Annotated in this window: 23 protein-coding genes; 15 read left to right on the top strand and 8 right to left on the bottom strand. The window is 58.0% G+C overall.

Going from position 1 to position 23,539, the window contains the following annotated elements; translation table 11 throughout:
• Positions 1 to 25 precede the first annotated feature (25 nt).
• A complete protein-coding gene (locus RHPLAN_RS10685; protein WP_237180104.1) occupies positions 26 to 1,252 on the top strand; it encodes a cytochrome c in 1,227 nt (408 codons plus the stop codon).
• A 688-nt stretch (positions 1,253 to 1,940) separates the two neighbouring features.
• Positions 1,941 to 2,219, top strand: coding sequence for a hypothetical protein (locus RHPLAN_RS10680; RefSeq protein WP_157100192.1), 279 nt, complete (start codon positions 1,941 to 1,943; stop codon positions 2,217 to 2,219).
• A 446-nt stretch (positions 2,220 to 2,665) separates the two neighbouring features.
• Here the strand turns inward: RHPLAN_RS10680 and RHPLAN_RS39205 are convergent, their stop codons facing one another.
• Together RHPLAN_RS39205 and RHPLAN_RS10670 are read right to left on the bottom strand one after the other, a co-directional pair.
• The gene (locus RHPLAN_RS39205) at positions 2,666 to 2,887 is read right to left on the bottom strand and encodes a hypothetical protein (protein WP_157100191.1); all 222 of its coding nucleotides are present in this window, start codon (positions 2,885 to 2,887) and stop codon (positions 2,666 to 2,668) included.
• A 128-nt stretch (positions 2,888 to 3,015) separates the two neighbouring features.
• Complete coding sequence (locus RHPLAN_RS10670) at positions 3,016 to 3,255, bottom strand: DUF2171 domain-containing protein (protein WP_068017073.1); 240 nt, start codon at positions 3,253 to 3,255, stop codon at positions 3,016 to 3,018.
• 378 nt (positions 3,256 to 3,633) lie between these two features.
• Here RHPLAN_RS10670 and RHPLAN_RS40785 point away from each other — a divergent pair, with 378 nt between their 5' ends.
• The 5 genes from RHPLAN_RS40785 to RHPLAN_RS10650 all read left to right on the top strand — a co-directional run bounded on the left by RHPLAN_RS40785 (position 3,634) and on the right by RHPLAN_RS10650 (position 7,877).
• Complete coding sequence (locus tag RHPLAN_RS40785; protein ID WP_257730377.1) at positions 3,634 to 3,765, top strand: hypothetical protein; 132 nt, start codon at positions 3,634 to 3,636, stop codon at positions 3,763 to 3,765.
• Between the two features lie 466 nt (positions 3,766 to 4,231).
• Positions 4,232 to 5,065, top strand: coding sequence for an ABC transporter ATP-binding protein (locus RHPLAN_RS10665; protein ID WP_084244651.1), 834 nt, complete (start codon positions 4,232 to 4,234; stop codon positions 5,063 to 5,065).
• Positions 5,062 to 5,901, top strand: coding sequence for an ABC transporter permease (locus tag RHPLAN_RS10660; RefSeq protein WP_157100190.1), 840 nt, complete (start codon positions 5,062 to 5,064; stop codon positions 5,899 to 5,901). The genes RHPLAN_RS10665 and RHPLAN_RS10660 overlap by 4 nt, the downstream gene beginning before the upstream one ends.
• A 26-nt stretch (positions 5,902 to 5,927) precedes the next feature.
• Entirely contained in the window at positions 5,928 to 6,992 is a 1,065-nt protein-coding gene (locus RHPLAN_RS10655; RefSeq protein WP_084244649.1) for an ABC transporter substrate-binding protein, read from the top strand.
• 21 nt (positions 6,993 to 7,013) lie between these two features.
• A complete protein-coding gene (locus tag RHPLAN_RS10650) occupies positions 7,014 to 7,877 on the top strand; it encodes an amidohydrolase family protein (protein WP_068017063.1) in 864 nt (287 codons plus the stop codon).
• Positions 7,878 to 8,058: 181 nt separating this feature from the next.
• Here RHPLAN_RS10650 and RHPLAN_RS10645 read toward each other — a convergent pair whose 3' ends face one another.
• Both RHPLAN_RS10645 and RHPLAN_RS10640 read right to left on the bottom strand, forming a co-directional pair.
• Positions 8,059 to 10,281: a xanthine dehydrogenase family protein molybdopterin-binding subunit gene (locus RHPLAN_RS10645; RefSeq protein WP_068017060.1), complete on the bottom strand. Its 2,223-nt coding sequence runs from the start codon at positions 10,279 to 10,281 to the stop codon at positions 8,059 to 8,061.
• A gap of 3 nt (positions 10,282 to 10,284) precedes the next feature.
• Complete coding sequence (locus tag RHPLAN_RS10640) at positions 10,285 to 10,740, bottom strand: (2Fe-2S)-binding protein (protein ID WP_068017057.1); 456 nt, start codon at positions 10,738 to 10,740, stop codon at positions 10,285 to 10,287.
• A 641-nt stretch (positions 10,741 to 11,381) separates the two neighbouring features.
• Here RHPLAN_RS10640 and RHPLAN_RS10635 point away from each other — a divergent pair.
• Positions 11,382 to 12,581 (top strand): hypothetical protein, encoded by a 1,200-nt coding sequence (locus tag RHPLAN_RS10635; RefSeq protein ID WP_157100189.1) that lies wholly within the window; start codon positions 11,382 to 11,384, stop codon positions 12,579 to 12,581.
• A gap of 374 nt (positions 12,582 to 12,955) precedes the next feature.
• Here RHPLAN_RS10635 and hxsC read toward each other — a convergent pair whose 3' ends face one another.
• Genes hxsC through RHPLAN_RS10620 form a run of 3 tightly spaced genes read right to left on the bottom strand, consistent with a single transcriptional unit; the run spans position 12,956 to position 14,853 of the window.
• The gene (gene hxsC, locus RHPLAN_RS10630; protein ID WP_198164825.1) at positions 12,956 to 14,146 is read right to left on the bottom strand and encodes a His-Xaa-Ser system radical SAM maturase HxsC; all 1,191 of its coding nucleotides are present in this window, start codon (positions 14,144 to 14,146) and stop codon (positions 12,956 to 12,958) included.
• A complete protein-coding gene (locus tag RHPLAN_RS10625; protein ID WP_068017049.1) occupies positions 14,143 to 14,583 on the bottom strand; it encodes a hypothetical protein in 441 nt (146 codons plus the stop codon). Before RHPLAN_RS10625 ends, hxsC begins: the two co-directional genes overlap by 4 nt.
• A gap of 27 nt (positions 14,584 to 14,610) precedes the next feature.
• Complete coding sequence (locus tag RHPLAN_RS10620; protein ID WP_068017047.1) at positions 14,611 to 14,853, bottom strand: DUF2188 domain-containing protein; 243 nt, start codon at positions 14,851 to 14,853, stop codon at positions 14,611 to 14,613.
• A gap of 116 nt (positions 14,854 to 14,969) precedes the next feature.
• Between RHPLAN_RS10620 and RHPLAN_RS10615 the strand changes: the two genes are divergently transcribed.
• The 7 genes from RHPLAN_RS10615 to RHPLAN_RS39195 all read left to right on the top strand — a co-directional run bounded on the left by RHPLAN_RS10615 (position 14,970) and on the right by RHPLAN_RS39195 (position 20,947).
• Positions 14,970 to 15,326: a helix-turn-helix domain-containing protein gene (locus tag RHPLAN_RS10615; protein ID WP_068017044.1), complete on the top strand. Its 357-nt coding sequence runs from the start codon at positions 14,970 to 14,972 to the stop codon at positions 15,324 to 15,326.
• Positions 15,323 to 16,216, top strand: coding sequence for an ImmA/IrrE family metallo-endopeptidase (locus RHPLAN_RS10610; RefSeq protein WP_068017040.1), 894 nt, complete (start codon positions 15,323 to 15,325; stop codon positions 16,214 to 16,216). Before RHPLAN_RS10615 ends, RHPLAN_RS10610 begins: the two co-directional genes overlap by 4 nt.
• Positions 16,217 to 16,647: 431 nt before the next feature.
• The gene (locus RHPLAN_RS10605) at positions 16,648 to 17,919 is read left to right on the top strand and encodes a DUF2130 domain-containing protein (protein ID WP_068017035.1); all 1,272 of its coding nucleotides are present in this window, start codon (positions 16,648 to 16,650) and stop codon (positions 17,917 to 17,919) included.
• A 232-nt stretch (positions 17,920 to 18,151) separates the two neighbouring features.
• Positions 18,152 to 18,727 (top strand): tyrosine-type recombinase/integrase, encoded by a 576-nt coding sequence (locus RHPLAN_RS10600; protein ID WP_068017032.1) that lies wholly within the window; start codon positions 18,152 to 18,154, stop codon positions 18,725 to 18,727.
• A gap of 164 nt (positions 18,728 to 18,891) precedes the next feature.
• The gene (locus RHPLAN_RS39200) at positions 18,892 to 19,767 is read left to right on the top strand and encodes a hypothetical protein (protein WP_237180103.1); all 876 of its coding nucleotides are present in this window, start codon (positions 18,892 to 18,894) and stop codon (positions 19,765 to 19,767) included.
• A 178-nt stretch (positions 19,768 to 19,945) separates the two neighbouring features.
• Positions 19,946 to 20,548: a hypothetical protein gene (locus RHPLAN_RS10590; protein ID WP_068017030.1), complete on the top strand. Its 603-nt coding sequence runs from the start codon at positions 19,946 to 19,948 to the stop codon at positions 20,546 to 20,548.
• A gap of 186 nt (positions 20,549 to 20,734) precedes the next feature.
• Positions 20,735 to 20,947 carry a hypothetical protein gene (locus RHPLAN_RS39195; protein WP_157100188.1) on the top strand — a complete coding sequence of 71 codons (213 nt, stop codon included), beginning with the start codon at positions 20,735 to 20,737 and terminating at the stop codon, positions 20,945 to 20,947.
• A 1,437-nt stretch (positions 20,948 to 22,384) separates the two neighbouring features.
• Here RHPLAN_RS39195 and RHPLAN_RS39190 read toward each other — a convergent pair.
• Entirely contained in the window at positions 22,385 to 22,723 is a 339-nt protein-coding gene (locus RHPLAN_RS39190) for a hypothetical protein (RefSeq protein WP_157100187.1), read from the bottom strand.
• Between the last annotated feature and the right edge of the window lie 816 nt (positions 22,724 to 23,539).

The following is a 23,539-nucleotide window of genomic DNA, read 5'->3' as shown; positions in this document are numbered from 1 at the left end:
GCGATCATTCAGGCGCGCCGCCCGCTTGCTCGGCGCTTCGCTTACCGTTCTCGTCGTCGCGGGGAGCGGCCGCTCCCTAGCCAACGATCCACAGGAGTTCTCGCAGATCGAGCGCGGCCGTTATCTTGCTGTCGCCTCGGATTGCGCCAGTTGTCACACGGTGCCCGAGAGCAAGAAACCGTTCGCCGGTGGACGACCGATCGAAACACCGTTCGGCAACATCGTTGCTCCGAATATCACACCGGATCCCGAAACCGGCATCGGCGTATGGACGGCCGACGCCTTCGACAACGCGCTTCGCAAGGGGCGTGGCCGCACCGGTTCGCATCTTTATCCGGCGATGCCCTACAATGCTTACACAAAAATGTCGCGCCGGGATGTCGACGATATCTTCGCATATTTGAAAACGGTCGAGCCCGTTCGGAACAAGGTTGAGAGCAACACGCTGCCCTTCCCGTTCAACATTCGCGCGGCGATGGGCGTGTGGAACGCCCTGTATTTCAAAGAAGGCGAGTTCAAGCCCAATCCGGAGAAGTCGCCCGAGTGGAACCGCGGCGCATTCCTTGTCGAAGGGCCTGGTCACTGCGGCGCCTGCCACACGCCAAAGTCGTTCCTGGGCGGCGACAAGACGTCGCAACATCTGCAAGGTTCGCAGCTCCAAGGCTGGTTCGCACCCAATATCACCAACGATCCGAATGGCGGCCTGGCCAAATGGTCGACTGACGATCTTGTCGTTTACTTAAGCTCCGGACACAACCGGATCACGGCGGCGACGGGCCCGATGGCCGAAGAGGTCGAACTCTCGAGCTCGAAGATGCAAGAGGGCGATCTTCACGCGATCGCGACCTACCTGCAGTCGGTCGGAGGCAAAGCAGAGGCCGCAAAGCCCATCGCGGCGACCGATCCCGCGATGGTGGCTGGCGACGCAATCTACCGAGACCAGTGCTCGGCCTGCCATGGACTTGATGGAAAAGGTGTTCCGAAGCTCTTCCCGTCGTTGGTTGATTCCGGCGTGAGCGGCCCGAGCGATCCCACGACCGCCGTCCGTATCATTCTGCGTGGCGCTCGAAGCATTGGAACGAAGCGCGAGCCAACAGCGCCGGGCATGCCGTCCTACGGCACCCAACTCGACGATGCACAGGTCGCGGCGGTCGCGACCTACATCCGCAATGCCTGGGGCAGAAGTGGCCCAGCTGTACCGCCCTCGACCGTAAAAGATGTTCGCGCCGATACGGCGATGCGGCCCGACTGACGGACGGTATCTAATTTGTTATTCCGCGAAGCTGTACGCCCCGGCGCAGCGCGATAGGCACAGGCCGTGCCTGAAAGCGTTTCACCCAGGCCGCAATGTTCGGGTATCAAGCAATGTCAAACCGGGCGCCTGCAAGCTCGCAGACGAAGCTCATCTGAATGTCTGCCGCGGTAAGTCCGCATCCGACCAGGTCGTCGTGCCCATCCAAGCTTGTTTCGACGAATTTTAGATGATTGGCCACATCGTCATCGCGGGTGACCTCCGGGCCGCATTTCAGAATTTGAAAAACCCGATGTACGTCAGAATGAATCCGACGACGACCAGCACACAACTCACAGCTAGGACAGCGAAAACGGGCCTATCTAGAAACCCCGCCCGCGCTTCGGCGGCGGACTCGACAACATGATTCTGTTCCCTGTGCACTGGCGCCTCCTAATATGACAACGCTGCCAAGAAATTTCCGTTCAGTTCGGCACTATGGGCGGCGACTTATACACACGATCAACGTGGGTTCGACAATGCGGGCAACGGTATTGCATTTTGTTCACGCCTAGCGGTGTGGTTTTGTCCACCACCTGCTCCATCTCGGTCCCGCAGGAAGGGCAGTTTGGTTTCTCGGCCATGCCCTCAACTAGATTGGTATGAGCTCGGCACCATCCGGACAAATACTCATCCCGAAAAAAAGCGCATGCTTCAAGTTCGGCGGGAACATCGCGATCGGGTTCGCCTTATCCAGCGCCGCTCGATGTATTACGCGAGCGTCGCCTGCTCCCGGAACAAATCTGCAGCAACCGACTTAACTTACATGGGCATCATCGCAAAACTACTTGGGCAGCGACCAAAGCCGCCCATGGTTGTTCACGACACTCCGGCTCCTCGGAACCTCGACGAGACGTTCTTCGACGAAAAGGCCAAGGAGCGTGCCGGCGAGCTAATTTCCAACTCGGTTCAGTCAAAACTCGATTGACTGGGTTATTTGCAGCCGCTCTTGGCGTCTCACAGTCTGGCGTTTCTTTTCTGACATGCAACAAGACAAAGGCGAACCCTTGGCTGTGAATACGAATGACAACACTATCGCTGATCAACGAAAAGCGAATTTGAGCGCGATGAAGAGTTCCGCGAGCGTCGCTCTCGGCCTTTCGTCAGTTTTCTTAGTCGTGTTGGTGTCTCTATTTTACGATCATCCGATGATGCAAACGCCGCAAATCTTCACAGCGCTCCAGCAGCACGTGACCGCCCTTTTTTAAATTTGCCGTGCCGCCGCCAAAATTACGGGAACGCTGGGCATATTCTCTTCAAGAACAGACCCTGCAATCCGCCGCGCCGGCTCGACATTCTTATGATGTGTTCTTCGAAGTCAGCATCCATCGCCCTATGCGAACCGGCGATTAGTCGCAACAGGGTTAGGCCTGCTTACTCCCCACCCGCGGGCTCACCTGGCGACTCCGGCTGTTGCTGGGCAGCTTCCTGTTGCTCTTTCAAGCCTGACTGCTGAGCACGCTTCTTGTCCTTGGATTGGTCTTGGCCACGTTCGTCTTGGACAATTCCGGTTTCTTTCGCCATCCGAGTCAATCCGGCGCGAGCTTCGATGTTCCGGGGAACGGCAGCTTGCTTGAAGTGGTTACCAGCAAGCATGCGCGTCCCCCGAGGCTTGTTTTCGGAGAGAGGCCTCGCCGGTTTCGGCCAGGCCTCTCTATTTCGTTTTCAGGCATCACTTCGTCGCGTGTCCACTACAGCCAAGGGCCAAACTCCCTGACCCGTGCTCAGCCGCGCCCTGTTTCTTCTTCCATCGTGACTGCAACGTCGGCGTTGGCAGAGAGGCGTACTTTGTTGCCTTCGACATCAGCCACCAAGCTCCGCTTGATGAAGTGATGATGGCCTTTGTGTGCGCCTTCCCCGCTGTCTTTCTTCGTCAGTTTGATGCGCCCAACTTCGATTTTATCGACCGTGCCTACATGGACACCGTCCGCTCCGATCACTTCCATATGTTCTTTGATGACCATGTTCAGGTATCCTCTGTGAATGAGGCCAACGCGCTAACTGGCTCATTGTTTCAGAACGGATCTCAAAGCCTTGCGGCTGGCATTGAACTCGCGCACGTCTCCTACAATGGCACCGGCCCTGTGCCATGACGGACCTTTTTGGGGGCAGGTCGACATACTGTTCGCCGAGTTGTCGGCTGCAGGTCCGGTAAGCTGTGCGCCATCGCGCTCAGCAGCTAGACGCCAAACCCGGGGCTGCCGGACGTCCTGCCAGGGGCGCGGGGACCTGCCGAGCTTTCGGGTCATGACATGGTACGGCGTGGTGGCGCCCCCGGGCACACCGCGACCATTGCGATCGCGCCTTTCGACGCTATTAGCGAGACGCTGAGGCGCCCGAACATGCTCAACCGGCTCGATCAGATCGGCGTAACCGTCAACAATGGCAGACCAGACAAATTGCAGAGACTGATGACCGACGAGCGTGCGTGGTGGAAAAGCGTCGCCAAAACCGCCGAAATCTCGGCCAACTAGCAAGTCGGATCCCTTGCTATCTAACGAAAAGCAATTCGCATCGTGGTGCGGTTTTGAGATAGCCGGACGCCCCCCGAATGTAATCGCGATACCGAACGCTCAGAGGAACCGAGGCGAACAAAGAGCCGAACAGCAACTGATAAGAAATCGCGAGTTTCCTTATCAGTCGCGAACTCAATATTTTCATACGAAATCATACCAGCGCGAGAAATTAGGGTGAGAACCGTCTGACCCCGCGGCGGGAAACGTTTCATTGGTCAACGCCTGCATCCCAGCGGGATAAAGGGCGATTGTTGCTCAGCGTTACGCGGTTTCAAGGCGCTGGCTGTGCAAAGAAGCGCGAGCCAAACACGCTTGGAAACGATTCTTTTCGCGCAGCGCAGCGTTGACCCGTCGCGGTTTGAGTCATACCGTTTGAAAGACAAGGTCGAGCGCCTGTGGTCACTCCGGCGTATGGCACGCGCAAATGAACGAAGGCCCAGGTTATCGGGAGGATCGAGGAAGCGAAGCCGGGAGGACGATCGATACAGATTCTGCATTCCTCCGCGTTGAATCAATTTCTAAGACGTATCCGGCGAGGGACAAACAGCCAGTCGAAGCAATCAAAGATATCTCTTTTTCGCTAAGCAAAGGCGAATTCGCTTCGATACTTGGCCCCTCGGGATGCGGCAAAAGCACCCTGCTCTTAATAATCGCCGGTCTAATCGCCCCTACCAGCGGACAGATGATTTTCCGCGAGCCGGACTCCACTAGCGAGACCGATTTCGGCATCGTGTTTCAAGATCCGGTGCTTTTCCCGTGGCGCGACGTGCAGGCCAACGTCGAACTTCCCGGCGAGATCGCCCGCCTGGATCGCGAGGAACGCTCGGCGAAGGCCCGACAGTTGATCGCCCTGGTAGGCTTGCAGGGTTTCGAACGGAAATATCCCTATGAACTCTCCGGCGGCATGCAGCAACGCGTCTCGATCGCGCGCGCGCTCATGCTATCCCCGTCGCTTCTGTTGATGGATGAGCCGTTCGGGGCACTCGACGCGATGACTCGCGAGCAGATGAATCTAGAATTGCAGAAAATCAGCCTGGCCACCGGTGCAACCGTCGTTTTCGTGACGCACTCGATCACCGAAGCCGCGTTTCTTTCCGATCGAGTCATGGTGATGACCGGAAGGCCGGCGACGCTCAAAGATGTGGTCACGATCGATACCCCACGTCCGCGCGGCATCGACATGATCGCCTCGGGCCACTTCAGTGATCACGTCGCGCGTCTACGACGCCTACTAAATGCCAGGAGCGATCCGACGTGAGTGACCCGGGGACAGCCGCCGTCGAGATTACGAGAGCATCGCTTACCCGCCGCGTGGTCGCGATGCTCCGCAATCGGCTTGGACAACTCGTCGGTCTGCTCATTTTCGTTTTAGCTTGGGAAGCCAGTCTGCGCCTGCTCGAGGTACCCCAATTTATTCTGCCGACACCGTTCGAGATCGCCGATCGCATCATCAATGACGCGGCCTCGGGATTGATCTTCGTCCATATTGGGGTGACTGTGGCGGAGACGCTGCTCGGATTTGTTCTTGCCGCAGCCCTTGGCATTGGTCTGGGTTGTGCGGTCGGCCTTATCCCTGGGTTTGAGCGTATCGTTTATCCTTACATTTTGGCCGTGCAGACAATTCCAAAGGTCGCGCTCGCACCCTTGATGATCATATGGGTCGGCTATGGCATTCAATCGAAAGCTTTGACGGCGGGCTTGATCGCATTCTTTCCGATCCTGGTGAACGTTGTCGTAGGACTCAAAACGGTTGAGCCGCGTATGCTTCTGCTGATGCGTGCACTCAAGGCTGGCCACCTACAAACGTTCTTCAAAGTGCGGCTGCCGAGCATGCTGCCATATCTATTCGCCGGACTTGAGACCGCGGTCATCTTCGCGGTGATCGGCGCCATTGTGGGCGAATTTATCGGCTCGTCCCAGGGCCTCGGCAGCCTCATCATTCAACGGCAGGCATCGATCGATGTGCCGGGGGTCTTCTCCGTGCTGTTCTATTTGTCGGTCATCGGCATCGTTCTTGATGTCATCTTGCGATTCATCGCTCGCCGATATGCGTTCTGGTCACATCGAACTTTGGCGGTCGACGAAACCCGATAGTGAGGCGCTGAAACGAGGGGATAGCAATGCGGATAGATGTGCGAAGGATTGGTGGCTTCGGCGCGATGGTCTGCGCCGGGATAATGCTGAGCGGCGCGGCCTCTGCGCAAGTGAAATTGATTGAGCAAGCAGGCTTCCCCGCGCCAGACTTGACCAACATCATGAACCTGATCGCGGACAAGGCCGGCTTCCTCAAAGGAGAAGGTCTCGAAGTCGAGGTGAGGTTTAGCACCGGCGGACCGCAAGCCACCCAGATCACAGCTTCCGGGGGCGCCGACATTGGCGAAGTTACCCTGGAGCCACTGATCGAGGGCTACGACAAGGGAATCCGCGGCAAACTCTTTTTCGCGGAGTATACGCGGCTCATCTACCACATCGCTGTGCCCGCAGACAGTTCGATCCAATCTATCGCGGACCTAAAGGGCAAAAAGATCGGCGTTACCAACATGGGTAGCGCATCGTTGGTTGTCGCTCGTTCTGCTCTACGCAAGAGCAACGTCCCTATCGAAGCCGATATGTTCAGGCCCGTCGGATTTGGTGATGGCGCTGTCGCAGCTCTGCGCAGCGGCCAGGTCCAGGCGCTGTCAATGTGGACGTCGGCTTACGGAAGCATGATGAAGGCCGGCATGGCGCTCCGTTTTCTTTATCATCCAACGGTCGCCGAAATCGGCAATGGCGGCTATTTCGCATCGGACAAAACGCTGGCGGAAAAGCGAGATAGTCTCATTAGATTCGGACGCGCTCATGCCAAAGCCACTGTCTTTCTGCTCGAGAATCCAGAGGCCGCGCTCAGGATGCATTGGAAATACAACCCGGCTTCCAAGCCCGCGGGCACCGATGAAGAAGCGATCAAGCGCGGCATGATCGAGATGAACGCGCTGCTCTCTCAGTACAGCATCGAGAGACACTCGGACAAGCGTTACGGGTTTACCGACATGGACGGCGTGCGGACATACATCGGGCTGTTTACGGAGGAAGGCGTCATCTCGCGACCAGTGCAGGCGCAGGATATCGCCACCAATGATCTTCTCGATGAGATCAACAAGTTCGACGAAGCAAAAGTGCGCGAACTCGCACGCAGTTGGAAATGAATCCGGAAGCCGAGTATCGCAATGACCCAATTTACAAAGCACCGTAGCGACACTCGCAGGCCCGAGGAACCACCGCCACCCGGGAGCTGCGACTGCCAGGCACACGTTTTCGGCCCGGTCGATCTGTATCCAACGCGCAGCGGCGCTGCCTATGTGCCAGATGCGGACGCCAACGCCGACGCTGTCGAGCGGATGCATCGAGCACTGGGGTTGGAGCGTGGGGTCTTCGTTCAAGCGACTACGTACGGCACCGACAATCGCATCCTCATCGATGCGCTCAAGGACCGGCCCCAATATCGCGGCATCGTGATCATGGACGACAACACCACCGATCGCCAACTGCGGGAGATGCACGAAGCCGGCGTTCGCGGAGCGCGCTTCAACTTTTGGAAGCAGCTCAAGATGGTACCGTCGTCAGCGACATTCGAGCGTTCGGTCGCCCGCATTAGTGAACTTGGATGGCATGCAAGGGTGCATGCGGTCGGCGAGGAATGGGGGGAATTGAAGGATCTTCTGTCCAAGCCGAAGATTCCAATGGTGATCGACCATATGGGCCATCCAGACGTCAAAGGCGGCGTGGATCATCCGATCATGCGCCTGCTTCGCGACATGTTGAAGCGCGAAAACTGGTGGGTCATGATTTCCAACGCCGATCGCGTCACCTCCCAGTCCAAGATCTGGGACGATGTCGCTCCGATCGCCAAAAGCTTCATCGACGTAGCACCCGACCGCGCCATTTGGAGCACAGACTGGCCGCACGTGATGTACGGCAAACCGATGCCGAACGACGCAGAGCTCTTGGAATTCCTTTATCTCGTCACACCCGACCGAAGCGCTCGGCGGAAGATTTTGGTCGACAATCCGGCGCGGTTGCATGGCTTCTGACAAGCACCCGCGACGATAGGACGCTTTCGGCTGATTGACCTGGAAGTCAATGCGGCTGCTCGTGTTCGAACTTATAAGGTTTGGCCAATTTCCTTATCAGTCAGACATGGACCGGTCGACATCAATCCGTGCAGGCTGAGCGCGCTAAGCACGCAGCCTGCACGGATATCGGCTGAGCCGCTTAACCCAGCGCCTTCTTCACCCGATCCTGCACGAACGGCGTGTGACGTAACCGCGCGCCAGTCAGTGCCGCCACCGCGTTTGCAATTGCGGGTGCGACCAGCGGCGTCGCCATCTGGCCGGCGCCCGTGGGGTGATTATCGGTTTGTATCACCTCGATGTGCATCGGTGGCACGTCGCTCATGCGCGGCGGGTAGTAGTCGTAGAAATTCGACTGTTCCACGACGCCGTCCTTGATCGAGATGCGCTCGGTCAGAGCAACCCCGATGCCATAGACGATGCTGCTTTCGGTCTGTGCCACGACATTGTCGGGTTGCACCGCAAGGCCGCAGTCGATCGTGCACCAGAAATTGTGCAGCTTGATCTTCCCGGTGGCGCGATCGACCGACACTTCAGCGACGCCGGCGACTTGGCTTCCTGTGTAGTCGATATAGGCAAGGCCGAGTGCTCGGCCATCGCGCTTGCGTCCCCACTCCGCCATCTGCGCCACGCGCTCGACCGTCTTCACGGCGCGTGGCGTGCTCTTGAGCAGCTCAAGCCGGAATGCGAGCGGATCGACGCCGCGCTTGCCCGCGATCTCGTCGATGAATGCCTCAACCGCGAACTTGTTGGCCAGGAAGCTTATGCCACGGAGCGGATTGGTCCGCACGCCGGTGTCGCGATAGACCTGCTCGACCAATTGGTGCGGGACATCATACCCACGGGGCTCGCCGCCCAACATCGCGACCACGTCCCGGCCACCGTTCCTCTCATAGAGCCCCGGATCGTAGTAGGGCCCAACCCGGTCCACGGCGATCCGATGATGCCAAGCGGTGATTTTGCTTGAGGCATCGAGGCCGGCACGCAGATAATGCGCCGAGATCGGACGGAAGCGGCCATTGTGAACGTCGTCCTCGCGCGTCCAAATCACTTTGACAGGTCGCCCGACGTCCTTCGACAACATGACGGCGTCCATGATGAAGTCGACATCGCGATTGCCGCGCCGGCCGAAGCCGCCGCCCATCAACAGATCGTGCAGCTTCACCTTGTCGAGCGGGATGCCGAGGAACTTGGCCGGCGTCTCTGCAGCCGTGGTCTGGCTCTGGGTGCCGGCCCAGATTTCGACGGCATCGCCACCGGGCGCCACGGCGGCGACCGCGTTCAGCGGCTCCATTTGCGCATGATAAGCGTAGTCGCAGCGGTACTCCGCTTCCATAATGCTCGCCACCTTGCCGAACGCGTCGCGCGCATCGCCCTGGCGGCTCCATTCGGACGCGCGCCCCTGCAGGTTTTTCGCCTGCGCGGCAAACTGTTCAATTCCTTGATCGCTATCAAAGCCCCACGCCGTGCCGGTCCGGGTCCAAGTCACCGAGCGCGAAAGTTCCTGACGTGCCGCAAAAGCCGCCCAAGGCGTTTCGGCGACTACGCCTACGCCGTGCGGCAGTCGCACGATGCCCGTGACTCCAGCTAAGGCTTTCGCCTTGCCGTCATCGATCTTGTGCGGGACCGACCCTTCGACCGGAGCGCGCAGCACCGCGCCATACAGCATCCCCGGCACCTGCACGTCGATGCCATAAGTCGCGCTGCCGTTGACCTTGCTCGGCAGCTCGACACGCATCACGTCTTTGCCGATCAGCCTGAACTGCCCCGGCTGCTTCAACTCCTCGGACTTGATCTGCGGCGGTGCGGCGGGAATCTCGGCGAAGCCGGCGATCTCACCATAAGTGAGGCGACGTCCCGACTTCGCGTGCACCACCACGCTCGGCTCGGTGGTCAGCTCGGTCACCGGGACGCCCCATTTCCTGGCGGCGTTGTCGAGCAACACGCGGCGGACCTGGGCGCCGAATGTGCGCAGCGGCCGGAAATAGGAGGTCACCGCATTGCTGCCGGCGGTGTACATCATCGCGTAACCAAAACCGGGATTACCATAGATCGCCGCGTTTGGAGGCGCCGGCACGACGCGCACTTTTTGCCAATCGGCGTCGAGCTCCTCGGCGATGATCAACGGCAATGACGTCATTGAACCCTGCCCCATCTCGGTCGCAGGCGACATAAGGGTGATCGTGCCGTCTTCGGCGATGCTCACCCAGGGGCTCAGCGCCCTGCCGGTCCGTGCCCCCGCGAGCGCGGCGGCTTTCGTCTCGTTGCTGGCGCCGATCGCTATTGCGAACGTGAGACCGGCAGCGCCAATCATGATCTGGCGGCGTGACGGTTGGGTGTTCAGGTTCTTGATGTGCTTCGTCATGGCTCAGGCCTCCCGCGCAGCGCGTTCGACCGCACGCACGATGCGCTGGTAAGTGCCACAGCGGCAGATGTTCGTGCTCATGTGCTCGACGATCTGCTCGCGGGTGGGCTTGGGATTCTGTTTGAGCAGGTCGGCCGCGCTCATGATCTGGCCGGACTGGCAGTAGCCGCACTGCGGAACGCGCTCGGCAAGCCAGGCTTTCTGAATAGGATGGCTGGCATCAGGCGACAGCCCCTCGATGGTCGTGATTGATTTTCCGGCGATTTCGGACACTTGAGTCTGGCAGGCATACGCGCGCTTGCCGTCGATATGGACCATGCACGCGCCGCACAAGCCGGTCCCGCATCCGAATTTGGTACCGGTGAGCTTGAGGTCTTCGCGGATCACCCACAACAAAGGCGTTGCCGGTGGCGCGTCGGTTGACGCTGGCTTTCCATTGACGATGAAATTGGCGGGCACGGGCTTCCTCCATGGCGGTTCGAAGGGAGTCGTGGCTTTGTACGCCTATCGTCTGCTTGAAACTGAGATACGGCGGCCCACGTATTCCCCAGACACTTCCAGCTTGCGCTTATTCGTGCACCACGACAAGCAGGACGGTGGGCCGCTCGGCTCTTCACTTCACCTTACGTTGCGTCGCAAAGACGCGTTGTCGGCCCGCGACGCCACGGCGCAACAAAGCGTCGGTAGCCGTTGCGGACGCGCTCCTCGCACGGCCATCCGCAACCGGCGAGTACGACACTTCAAGTTGGCGCGCTGGTGCGACCCGGCGCTTTGTACGAGGTCGAGGCGGTGGCGATCGTTCCGGCGTAACTCGGAATGGCGGCGGGAGTCGGCCCAGTCCAGCATCGCAATGATCGCCGATCAGTCTCGCGACTGATAAGGTTTGACGTGATTTCTTATCAGTCGTGCAGCGGCATAGAGATCGCCGGTGGCGCCGTGATCCCGCCGCTGAGGCTGCATCCGCCATCATGCAGCCTCGGGCCGGACGAGGCCTTCCCCCTTGGCCGTCGCCGACACCGTGGGAAGCCGTGGCGCGGCGCTCGAAGAGCGCGGAGCGGTCCTGCGCAGTCGAAGGCGGGGCGGGATGCCCCATCCACTCGTTGACGAAAGCAGAGCCTGCTACCAAATATGGACTGGTGAGCCTGTCCAACCCAGCCATATTGCATCCGCGATACGTCGCACTAGACTCATCGCACCTTGCCGATCTCGCCGACGACTGGTCAGCGCGAAACAGCACCCGGCATGACCGCGCCGCCACGTTTCAGGCTGCGTTCGATGCTTCAGGGTGCGTCTTGCTGCTCACATGGCATCACCTGCAGGAGCTTCTCGGCCATGGAAACGAGGAAAAGATCTCGGCGTGCATGGCGTTTATTCGATCGCTGCCGATGGTCGGGCTCTTGCGCTCCCATGTCGACGAGGCCTCCCCGGGATCGGTGATCGACCTTCAGGCGCGCGAAGTGAAAGCAGCGTTCGACGAATCTGCAGCAAGCCTCGTGGGTGTTCGAGATCTTGCCGCGGCGAGCATGATCCGGCTGGAGAGCGGCGAAGCGACCATTCGCCCGATCATCGAGACGTGGTCTATTCTGAAGCCGGAGTTTCAGCGGCAGGCCAAGAAGGCGCGCGAAACCGTTGCGATATCCCGCTCCAACTTCACCGGCATGGAAGGGGTTCGTGTACGTGAGATGCTGGACGGGACAATCTGCAATCCCGGTGAGATTCAGGAGCGCATGCAACGGCTGTTCGATGATTTGAGCCGAGACATCGGCAGCCGCGGTGACGCTCGCATCCAAAACCCGGACTTGGCGGCGGCCGGCTTCATAATGGACGTTCGCCGGATGGGCGGAAATCCGGTCAATGCTCGCCAGTTTGGGCTTGCGCTTCTTAAGGCGCAGGGCGTCGATGAAACGGAGATCGACGACGATACGACGGTCGACGACGTCGGGCGGCTGGCGCAGTTTCGCAGACACCTTGAGATCGTTAATCGCTCGGTCGGCTTGCCCTGGCCGGAGCTGAAGGCTCGGGTTTCGATGGAACGGCTTCCTTCAACGGTCATCGGCAATGCCATCGAGCAGTTTAGGCCGGACACCAAAAGATGGAACGGAAGTGATTTGAACGACCGTTATCTTGCCACCCTCGCGGCTTACGCGGACATCACCTTTGTCGATAAGCGCACCCACGAAGCGCTCACCCAAGCGCACCGCAAGCTGCCTGCCCTCGCCCCGATTCTCCGTCGTATCGAGAAGACGGGCGATTACACCGCGATCACTGGCCAACTCCACGGGAACCTGTCACCAAATTGACGCCCTGCATCGCCCGACGTCCCGTGTGCAATTGAGAAATTCGACGCCGACTCGCGGCAAGCTAAACGTGATGCGGATGAGCTACCGGCCACGATCTCGGAATCGCATAAACTGGCGCTGTAAGAAAGTGTCTTTCTTCACTGCGGTATATTTACGGTCGCTTTAAAGGAGCGCTATGAGCATCGGCTGTTCGTGGCACCGCGGGATAGCCCCGATCCCGCCAGTACGCTTGTAACCGTTTTGCCAAAGCCATCGCACCGGCCTGGCTGCAATGCTCAAGATCGGCCTTCTTGCTCAACACCGCAGGGGAGTCCGGCCGAGCGCTGTAAAGCGTACAGGTTCGCGCATGGCCTCGACCGCGGCAATACGGCTGACTAATTTGCCGCATTGATCGCCTTTAATGCCCGGCTAAATTTCGTTCGGCCAGAAGTGAAGAACCCGCTGCAATCAGCCTTCTCGAAGCACCAAGAACATTCCTCCGCATATCCATTCTTCCAATCAGATATGGACTGTACGGCTAAGGGCCAAACCGAACGCGGCAGAACGCACCGGGGCAAATTGTAGATTGACACCGGAGTGCCCGCTGCCGCCAACACTTCTACTCCGGCGGCAAGCTCCGAAGCGTAATCGGCAGGATCGATCCAAAGCAGTTTGTCATTGGCAATCGCGAAGCCTGTATTCTCCAGCCCCATCAGTGCAACATGGTCCACAAACGGCAGATTTCGAGCCATCCACTTGCAAGTCTCCAGTATGCGCGGCGCTGTGATGGCGTGAAGTACGACGCGAACCTCGACGCGCTGGCCCCGATCTTTAAGGCGCATGATACCGAGCAAAGTTTCGTGAAACGCGCCTTGCGCTTGGACAACGTAGTCGTGGATGTGATCGATCGCCGAATAGACGGGGATGCCAACCATCAAATCATGATGTCGGACGGCGGCCCAAGCGTCCGTGATTTGCGGATCAGAAAAGGCCCTGCCGTTGCTCAAAACGTGAATTGCCGTTGACGGAAGGTTCTCGCGGCACAGCGTCAATATTTCGATGAATTCGTTCCAACTGAGAAGGGGCTCGCCGCCCGTGAACCCAAGCGAGACTGTCTCTTTGGCCAGTAAGGGGATGCACCTTTTAATTTCGTCGAGAATCCACCGGTCATCAATGTCTTTCGGCGGTTGGGAACACATTAAGCAGTAGTGATTGCAGCGCTCCGTCACCAGCATGAAGTTGTGCTTGGAACCGCGCCGATACAAAGAACGGAATCGATTGGTGATGGGATGAAACGCGACAACGTCGCCAGCCGATAGATATGCGAACCCAGCATTGAGACTGAGCGCCTCCGAGATCGCACAGTCGCGCCACTGATTGTCTGGCACACCATCCCCGACAACGATACCCGTTGCGAAGCCATTTTCAACCGCTGCTTGCAACTCTTGTGTTGTAAAAATCAGCGCGGCATCGGACGGGCCAGGATCGTTGCAACTGAACGAAGAGCGCAATCTCATGACTTTGGTTTCAGGAGATCGCGCAAAGCCTTTTGCGCCCACCGCCAATCCGTATAGCGGCAACGTCATGCCGCGCCCCATCGGCGAAGGATACGAGCGTCTTCTGGGCTGTTCTCCAGGATGTCCAGCAGCAAATGCATGACGCCTTTTTGCCGCGCACAAAAGTCAGAGAGTGTCTTCATACCCAGCGTGTCTTGCTGCGTCGCGTGATGATAAACCGGATCAGCCCCACAATGGGATTCAAAAGCACAGTCAGAACACATCGGCGCGCATTGCGTCAGCGAGTGCCCGACAAGGCCAACGAGTTTGTTCGACAGGGCCAGGGACTGATATGTGTCGGAGTTAACATGCCCAAGTTCGAAAGTGTCGTCGCCCATTTCGGCCAGCATCCGCGCTTCGTCGGACGCGAAGACTTTGCCGTCATAGTTGTAGACCATGGCCCCCAGCATAACGTCGAGCGGCGACATCTGCGCGATGGTGTTCAGATAGCGGTCTGAATAATTCAACGAACTCTCCTGTCCCTGCGTGAGGCCTTAGTGTTTCTTGTCGCGGGGCGGATACGGGTCGCGGCCCGGCGCAACGGTATCCGAGTCGCGCCACTTGCCGTCGCGACCTTGAATTCGGACCTCGCCGCCGCCCAGGTCGCGCACCGTCACTTTCGCCTGCTGCTCGGCGCGGCTCTGCTTGTGATGGACGCTTTCGGGACGGTCGGCACCGGCCCGCTTCACCGCCCAGTCGCCACCGTGCTTGACGACAAACCGGTCATTCTTCGGCATTTCCAGCTCCCTTCAATTCGGGCTTGCGCCCTGCGATTCCGCCATGGCAAACTTGTTACGAACACCATGATGACTCGCCATGGTGATAACGTCAAGTTCCACATGTCGAAAGCACCATGATAACTGACCAACCTATTGATATATTTCAGAAACGTCTCAAACAGGCCCGTGACCTACGCAAACTTAGCCAAGCCCAATTGGCCGCCAAGGCGGGCTTGCCCCCCGCCTCCGTCTCCCACTTCGAGTCCGGGCCGCGAAAGCCATCGTTCGACAACCTGAAAGCGCTGGCGGGAGCGTTGGATGTGACGACCGACTATCTGCTTGGGCGTTCCGACACTCCCGATGCGTCTGCAGAAACAGTGGGGCGGCTGCATCGCGATCTGCACAAGCTGTCGTCCAACGATTTGGAGCTGGCGAAGGAATTCGTCGACTTGCTCATCAAAAAACGAGGGACGCCCAAAGAAGACAAATGACGAGCAAGACGCGTCTCGCACGGCGCAATATCGCGGAGGCCACTGCCAACTCGGTATTGCGCCAGATGAAAATCGAAGGCCTCTGGGTCGACCCTGAGGCTATCGCGGCGAGCAAAGGAATCACGGTTCAAGCCAAGCCAAACACTGTTGCCGGTGTTTCCGGCATGCTCATCAAGGCTGGCGACGAATTCGGAATTTTATACGCCAAACACATTCCGAGCCGGGGCTTTCAGCGATTCAGCATCGGACACGAGCTGGGCCATTACTGCATCGAGGGCCACCCGGAAGCGCTGCTTACAACCGGCGTTCATCAATCTCGCGCCGGTTTCCAATCGAACGATCCGTTCGAGCAAGAGGCCGATTTTTTTTCAGCCGCGCTGCTCATGCCCGAGCTTCCGTTCAAGAAAGCCATTGCCAATCATGACCCTGGCCTCGCGTGCGTGGAGGCTCTATGCAAGGCATGCGAAACGTCTTTGACCGCGACTGGTATCCGGTACTGCGCTCTGACGGCTGATGGCGTCGCCGTCATTTGCAGCACCGGTGACGCAATTGACTGGTGCTTCATGTCGGACGGCCTCAAGCAGGCAAAAGGCCTGAGCTGGCTTCGCAAAGGCACACCTGTTCCGGCTGGAACAGCGACGGCACGATTCAATGCAACGCCCGACAACGTGAGCACCGGCCAGCGCGATTCAGGCGAAGGAAAGCTAAATGATTGGATAGGCGGTGAACGCGTCTATCGCGTCACGGAGGAAGTGGTCGGCCTTGGTCAGTACGGCCGAACGCTCACGATTCTCACCTGCGCAAGCTTGAGCATGCGCGCAGAAGCCGAAGAGGCGGACGACGATGAGGACGCCTTGATAGAGAGTTGGACCCCGAAATTCAGGCGCTAGCGAAAACACGAATCGGGTGGTCGGTAGCAGTCTGTGCCCGGTCGCTGAAATCTCAGTAACTGATAAGCTTTTCGCCATTTTCTTATCAGTCAACGACCGGATAGTTTTTTTTGCGACTGCTGATGCCTGCGTCGGCGAGCAAACTCAGCTTTGGAAAGACTGCCGGTTTTGCCGGAAGTGCTCGCGCGACCGTGTCGCGTCGATGGCTTGGCGCCGCGCATGAAGGCAAAACTCCCGGCGTTCGACATCTTCCCACATGAGGCAGAGATAATCGGCCGCTCCTTCATGCCTCAGCTGGTTTAGGAATCTCTCAGTCGCGACTTTTCCCCAGGGCCCCAAAAAACTACTAGAACATATCATGAACAAATGCTATGGTTCCATGTTTCAGACACCAGCGGATCGACGCCATTGATCCTGCGGGGAGAGTGACAATGACTGACTTGATTGCGTGCCCGAACTGCAAAACCGAGATCAAGCTGACCGAGCAGTTGGCGGCACCGCTCATCGCCGCAACTCGCCGGCAATATGAGCAACGTCTAGCTGACAAGGATGGCGAGATCGCCAAGCGTGAGCAGTCGGTGCGTGACCAGCAAGCCGCCCTGGAGAAAGAAAAGGGAGTTATCGCCCAGACGGTTGCAGAGAGAATTTCCGCAGAACGCGCAACGATCGCAGCCGAGGAAGCGAAAAAGGCGAAAATGCTTGCCGCTACGGATCTTGAGCAGAAAGGCAAGGAGCTCGCCGATCTCAAGCAAGTCCTCCAACAGCGCGATGAAAAGCTCGCGGAGGCCCAAAGGGCTCAAGTGGAACTCATCAAAAAGCAACGCGAGCTCGACGACGCAAAGCGCGAGATGGATTTGACCATCGAGAAGCGGGTTTCGGAGTCGCTTGGCAGCGTTCGGGATAAGGCGCGCCAAGCTGCCGAGGAAGGCTACAAGTTGCGCGTCGCCGAGAAAGAAGAGCAAATCTCTTCGATGCAGCGGCAGATCGAAGAGCTAAAGCGCAAGGCCGAGCAGGGATCTCAACAGCTGCAGGGCGAGGTCCTGGAACTTGAGCTTGAGACGACTTTGCGATCGAAATTCCCGCGAGATGCGATCGAGCCAGTGCCCAAAGGCGAGTTTGGAGGCGATCTCTTGCATCGTGTGATTGGACCGCAGAACCAACCTTGCGGCACCATCCTCTGGGAGAGCAAGCGAACCAAGAACTGGAGCGACGGATGGCTTTCCAAGCTGCGCGATGATCAGCGTGCGGCCAAAGCGGAAATGGCGCTGATCGTGTCCAACGCGCTTCCGAAAGACATCAAATCGTTCGATCTAATCGACGGCGTTTGGGTAACAGAAATGCGCTGTGCTCTGCCCCTCGCCATGGCATTGCGGCAAACTTTGATCGAGCTTCACGGCGCCCGCTTGGCGAGCCACGGCCAACAGTCGAAGATGGAGCAAATGTATCAGTATCTGTCTGGTCCACGCTTCCGTCACCGCATCGAAGCCATCGTCGAGCGGTTCACTGAAATGCAAGACGATCTCAACCGTGAGCGTCGAGCTACGACCAAAATGTGGGCTAGGCGAGAAGAACAAATTCGCGGCGCGATCGAGTCGACCGCCGGGATGTTTGGCGATTTGCAAGGCATCGCCGGTCGGTCGATCCAGGAAATCGAGGGCCTCGACCTTCTGATGCTTGATGGACCGAGAGAAGCAGCCGAATAGAATAGGTTGAATCCGTCTCGGATTTAAGCGAAGCGATGGCGTGGCGGCACAAGTTGCCGACTAAGCCGCGAACCCGATGTCTTGCTTACGAACTTTTCGCTCATTATTGAATGGTCATCGACTGATTTTGTTGAAAAGCTTGTCAGTTGGATTTCGACTCACTTCGAAATAGCGCTGGCGGCGCTGAATCAACTGATCGTATGATTCGATTCATCGTCAATCGAATACGGTCATGGCAGGCAAGCAAGCCAAGATACTTTCAGATTCAGAAGTTGAACAACTCCTACGCCTCGCCGACCAGACCCGTAATCCGCTTCGCAATCGCGTCATCGTGCTGTTATCGGCCAAGGCAGGCTTGCGTGCCGCAGAGATCGCGGCCCTAACTTGGGACATGGTTGCCGATGCCCAAGGGCGCGTCGGCACTGTCATCGAGCTTCACGACAGCATCGCAAAAAAGCGTAGCGGACGGCGAATTCCCATCCACCCTACCCTTCGAGCAGCACTCATCGACTGGCGGCGCTGGTCCGCCGATTCAGCGCATGTTGTACGATCAGAGCGCGGCGGTCCAATGACTGCTCTCAGCGTCGTTGTCTGGTTTCATCGGGCTTACGCGCAGCTCAGTTTGAAAGGCTGCTCATCTCATTCTGGACGGCGCACGTTCATCACGCGTGCGGCAAGAATGGTGCACAAGGCAGGCGGATCGCTACGCGACGTGCAGCTGCTCGCCGGCCATCGGTCGATCCAAACAACCCAACGGTACATCGACGGCGATTCCGATGCCCAACGCAAACTGGTGTCTTTGATTTGACAAAACGCTCAATCCTTAAGGTCGACGACCCAATGAGCCACGCGCTGCCGCTGGTGCAGTGTGCTTGCAGATTGGCCGGGCCATTCGGTTTCGTCGACGAAGGCCGAGCCCAGCTGTCTCGCCGGGGCGTCACTGGAGCAGTGCGGCGCCACGACACTCCTGCCTTGTACGACTGGCTCATGGACGTGTTGAGCTTTCAAGGCATCGCCGATCGTGTTGCCAAGCAGTACTTGCGCGCACACGGCAACGTCACCTGGACAGATGCCGCCCGCGCCCTGCGACCCAGGCCAGACTGCCCCAAGCTCGGTGGCTTTTGGCTGTTCGACGACTGTCGGTATGAGAAGGGCTCAGCGACCTGCTCTGAGCCAAGCCATATAGCTGGCTGTCCTTTGCCAAGACATGAACTACGAAACGGGCGTCTCAACCAAACCGCCTACAGCCTGTTTCTGTTCATGCGCGATGTCGCTGGCGGTGATTTCGTGGGATGGATCGAACGTCAGCTGGCTGATTGCGCGGGTCTCCCGGAGCACGAGCGGTTGACAGCGATGCGCGCCGCACTCGTTGACCCACTGCGGGGTGTGTATGGAATTTCGGACAAAGTCACCACGATGGCCCTGTCATCATTGTTGCTGGGCGCCGGCCGCCGCCGCCGGTATTGGCTCGAGGTCGGCGCAAGCTTTATCGTCGTCGACACCCTCGTCCATAATTGGCTGCATCGAACCGGGATTCTGGCTCGGTTCGGCGCAGATCACCCGTATGGCGCGGCGTGCTATCGACCCAACGGCTGCGCTGAGCTGATCGAGCGCATGGCACAGCGAATCGACGCTCGGGCATTCAACCCGACGTTCCCAACAGCATTCCCTCGGTTTGTGCAGCTCGCGATCTGGCGGTACTGCAGCGAAGGCGGTCTCGATGCCTGCAATGGCAATCGAATTCACGACCTTGCCCCTTGCGACAACGTCTATTGTCAGCTGCGCAGCCGCTGCGATCGCGTAACGCTGCATAAAACACAGCAAAAACACGCGATTTTAGCGGCTTGACTACAACTTATAGGTGTGTTATGATAAAAATGCAGCTTATGTTGTGACTGCTGCCGGCCGGATCGGCCACGTCTCGAAGATCAGCTTCGACCTTCTAAGCGTAGCCACCTTAATCCGCGCCGCACATCAACCATGCAAGGAGGCCTTGCGGCCTCCTTTTTGATTCCGGAGACCCACCATGAATCAATCTGCCAAAGCCAAGTCGAAAGTCACCGTCGCCGTTCCGGTCGTGCTGTACGGCCTCGATGCCAACAACAAGCCACAGGCTGGACGCTTTCCCGAACGCCTGTGCGACCTCGCCATCAAGGCGGCTCAGCAGCTCAAACTGAACGTGCTGAAAGTGACCACCGAAGAGTTTGCTCAAGTCGCGGGACGGCTACCTGTCGGCCGTATCAACTCAACCGGCGCGGGCCTGGTGCCGAACGTAAAGCAAGCGCTGTACGACCAGATACTAGCCCTTGCCGGCGGAACAGCCACATCGAGTGCGGCCAAAGGCTCAGCGGCTCCTAATGGCTTCACCAAGATCCCGCTGAACGAAGCCGGCAAGGAAGGCAATTCGGTCGGGTCTGAGGGCTTGCCAAAGACTTGGACGGACATCGGCAAAGATCAACTGGTCCTAGTGCAAGAGACGCTTCGGGACGGATGGTGGGAGTGCATCGTGATCGAGCGCAAAGACGACATGCTGACTGTCCGGTGGCGCGACTACCCAAAATGGAAGCCGTTTACGGTCCATGCTGATGCCGTCGCGCTGCTGAATACGTCGCCATCGTTCAAGGCTTGATGGCCAACCTGAAGGTCTCGATCCGGCGCCTCACGTTAATCGTCGCCCACTGCATCGAGACACATTCCTGACCCGCTCGTGCTCCTAGCCGGCGGGCAACCCAATCTCCGATCTCACCTCTGATTCTACAGCCGCGTCTCGGCGGAGCGAGCGCGGCTGCCTTGATTCCCAATCATGGAGACACCGATGAATACCAAGACCGATCAAATCCGTTCCCTGAACGACCAGCTTCGCCAAACTCTGAGCCGCAATTCCGAGCTGGCGTTCATGACGCCAAGCAATGCTTCTGCAACGCCGGTTACGTGCACAACCAGCTATCGCGTCCGCGAGCGCCTGTGCACCGGAACTGTTTTTCCAGCTACGGAGGTTCTCCACGTAAGAGCTCCTGCGCATCTCTAGCCGTTCAAGCCGCACCGCTCTTTTCGTAAAAAATTTCTCGGACACTTCATCTGAGAACATGAGGCTTGAGGGCGCGGAATGAGAGGGCGATAGTTGTCACTGCGGGCATTCATCTCCCCTGCTCTGAGACCCATCTCCGTTCGATCTTCCCCCCAGGCGAACAAGTGCAGATGCCAGTTGACCCCAGTTCTCTCTAAAAACTCAGTGCCTGGTCTGATGTCTGCATAAAGAGCGGGGTCTACCATTCCCACGTAAGACAGCCCTCGGAGGCCATGACGCAGATGCCTTATGAAAGCGTCGACATTCACTTGAGTGGCATCGACAGCAGTCATGCAAGCGATATCGACCGTCGTGACGGAGAATAGCGGCCTCGCAGGGATCAGCTGAGATTCGGAAAGATGAAAGTGAGAGCCTAGCTCCCTCCAGACAGCGTTCCCCAGGAGAACTCTGGAAGAAGGGTTCGCGGCATTAAGATCGATCGCCGGACCGCGACCAATCTTGCGCTCATCTCCCCGGGTCAGCAGATGCAGATTTCCGGCGACCCTGAAGGCATAACGTACATTACTGAGGGCTTCGCGTTCCTGTCTACGCAAGCCAGGTACTGATTTCCAAGACATGATTTCTCACTCGTACTGATGACGGTGAGATCATTTACATATGTACAGTGATCTGAATTTTGGTCGATAATGGCAGTAGATTGGCTAGTTAAGTGCCATGAGCACGTGATTTACGTTGTGAAGTGTGCTTTCAGAGAAAGCACAACATGAGCAGCCTCCAACGAACGTAAACATGCGTCCCGGGGGGCACGCCCCCGGGACAGGTCAAATGGCGGTTCTATTTCGCAGTACCATTGATACCGCCGTGACTTTCAATCCAATCGCGCAAATTTTTCGGCAAGACCTTAGCTTGTCGGGCTTCCGCCAAACGAGTCGCATATCGAAGCTTCATCTTCGGTTTGACATGCTCACGGGCCGTCAAATCGATTATCATCCGCATGACCTTGTCGCTCTTCCGGGGCACGACGCCGCCGTTTGCCTTGTGAAGTTGTCGGAGTTCTTTCCGCTCGTGCCTGGTCAGCGAACAGCATAGGCGATAGCTCCGGCGGAACCACCTGTACTGTGCGTTGAGGAAGTGCGAGGGCGCCGCCCGCCGAATTTTGGCAAGCCTGGCTTTGAGTTTCGACGACCCTCCTTTCGGTCCAGATTTTTCTTTCTCCATTTCAACTACCTTTCATTTGGTTGGGGCTATCCGTGAAGTCCGCGAGAACTTCACGGGTCCTGACGGCTGAATCCGTAGGAACCACAATCAAGAAACCAGCAAGCGAAAGGCGCTAAAAGGAGTCTGAATTTCCGCTCTGGGAGCTGCGCCCCTCAAGTCCGACCATCGACGGTGAGTCGACGCCCGCGGCGAAAATGGCCGTTGAAAACTTAGAGACACTCAAGCCTCGACCTGCTTGCGTTTCGAATCAATCGCCTTCGCGCGTTGAAGAACCCTCAATAATGTTCGCGCGGTGTATTTCTTATAGCGGGGAATTTTGATCAACTGTTCGCAACATGCTCGCTCGGACAATCGGCCCGATGTCGAATTTCCTTGCATAGCCGCAACCTCGCGAGCTATCCGCCGGAGCTTGCTGGGCGTCCATTCAATCGGATGACCACGGCCGGCGCCCGCATAAATCAGCGCAGCAAGATAACCTAACAGCTCATGACAGTCGTCTTCCCGGCTTGGATTGAGGCCCGACATTTTGAAGGCCCTTTTTACTGCTGAAGAAATCATCCGATCCCACTCATTACTAAGTCTCCTCGTCCCCTTCGGGACAACTGATCGCTGGCTAGCTCGTTTGTTCGCGGCTCTGATCCCCTTGAGTAGTAGGTCTGCCTTGGACTTCGTTATGTTTCTTGTAGTCATCCCTATCCTCCAGCCTTCAGTGGTGGCCTCAACCCCAGAATCCCATTCGCCATTAGGCGGGTATTTGCCTCTCTTTTACCGCTCAAATTCGGAGTTCACATGTTTGCCGACAAAGGATATTTGCAACGACGGTAACGCATGCTGGCGAAATTTTCGACGGGCGCAATTCGACCCGATGATCCACTCCGGCTTCGAACCGCAGCCAAAATTGCATTCCCGGACGGTTCGATGTCAGAATCAGGCTTGCGCCGAGAGGCCTCGCGAGGCCGGTTAACGATCGAGCGAATTGCCGGAAAAGACTACACAACACTGATCGCGATTGAGCGCATGAGGCAGTTATGCCGCGTCCAAGCAAAGGACCAAGACTTTACAAACGTGCCGCTCGACCCGAAATCGGCCGCAAGGCCGTCTGGATTATCCGCGACGGCGACCGCGATTTCGCCACGGGATGCGTTGCAAGCCCGACTGACAAAGGACCGCCCGAAGCGGCTCAGCAAGCCTTAGCGGACCACATTGCGACCAAGTACCGGCCTGAGCGGAAAGCCAAGACCATTGAGGTCATCGACGTCGCCGATGTTCTCACGATCTACGTAGACGACAAGGGCGACGAGCAAGCGAGTCGCAGCAAGTTCGAGGGCCGCATCCTCAGGCTGAACTCGTTCTGGGGCGGCCTGATGCTTTCCG

This window comes from Rhodoplanes sp. Z2-YC6860, from assembly GCF_001579845.1.
GTDB lineage: Bacteria > Pseudomonadota > Alphaproteobacteria > Rhizobiales > Xanthobacteraceae > Z2-YC6860.
The sequence above is the reverse complement of the archived record's forward strand: the minus strand, read 5'-3'. Positions and strand labels throughout refer to the sequence as shown.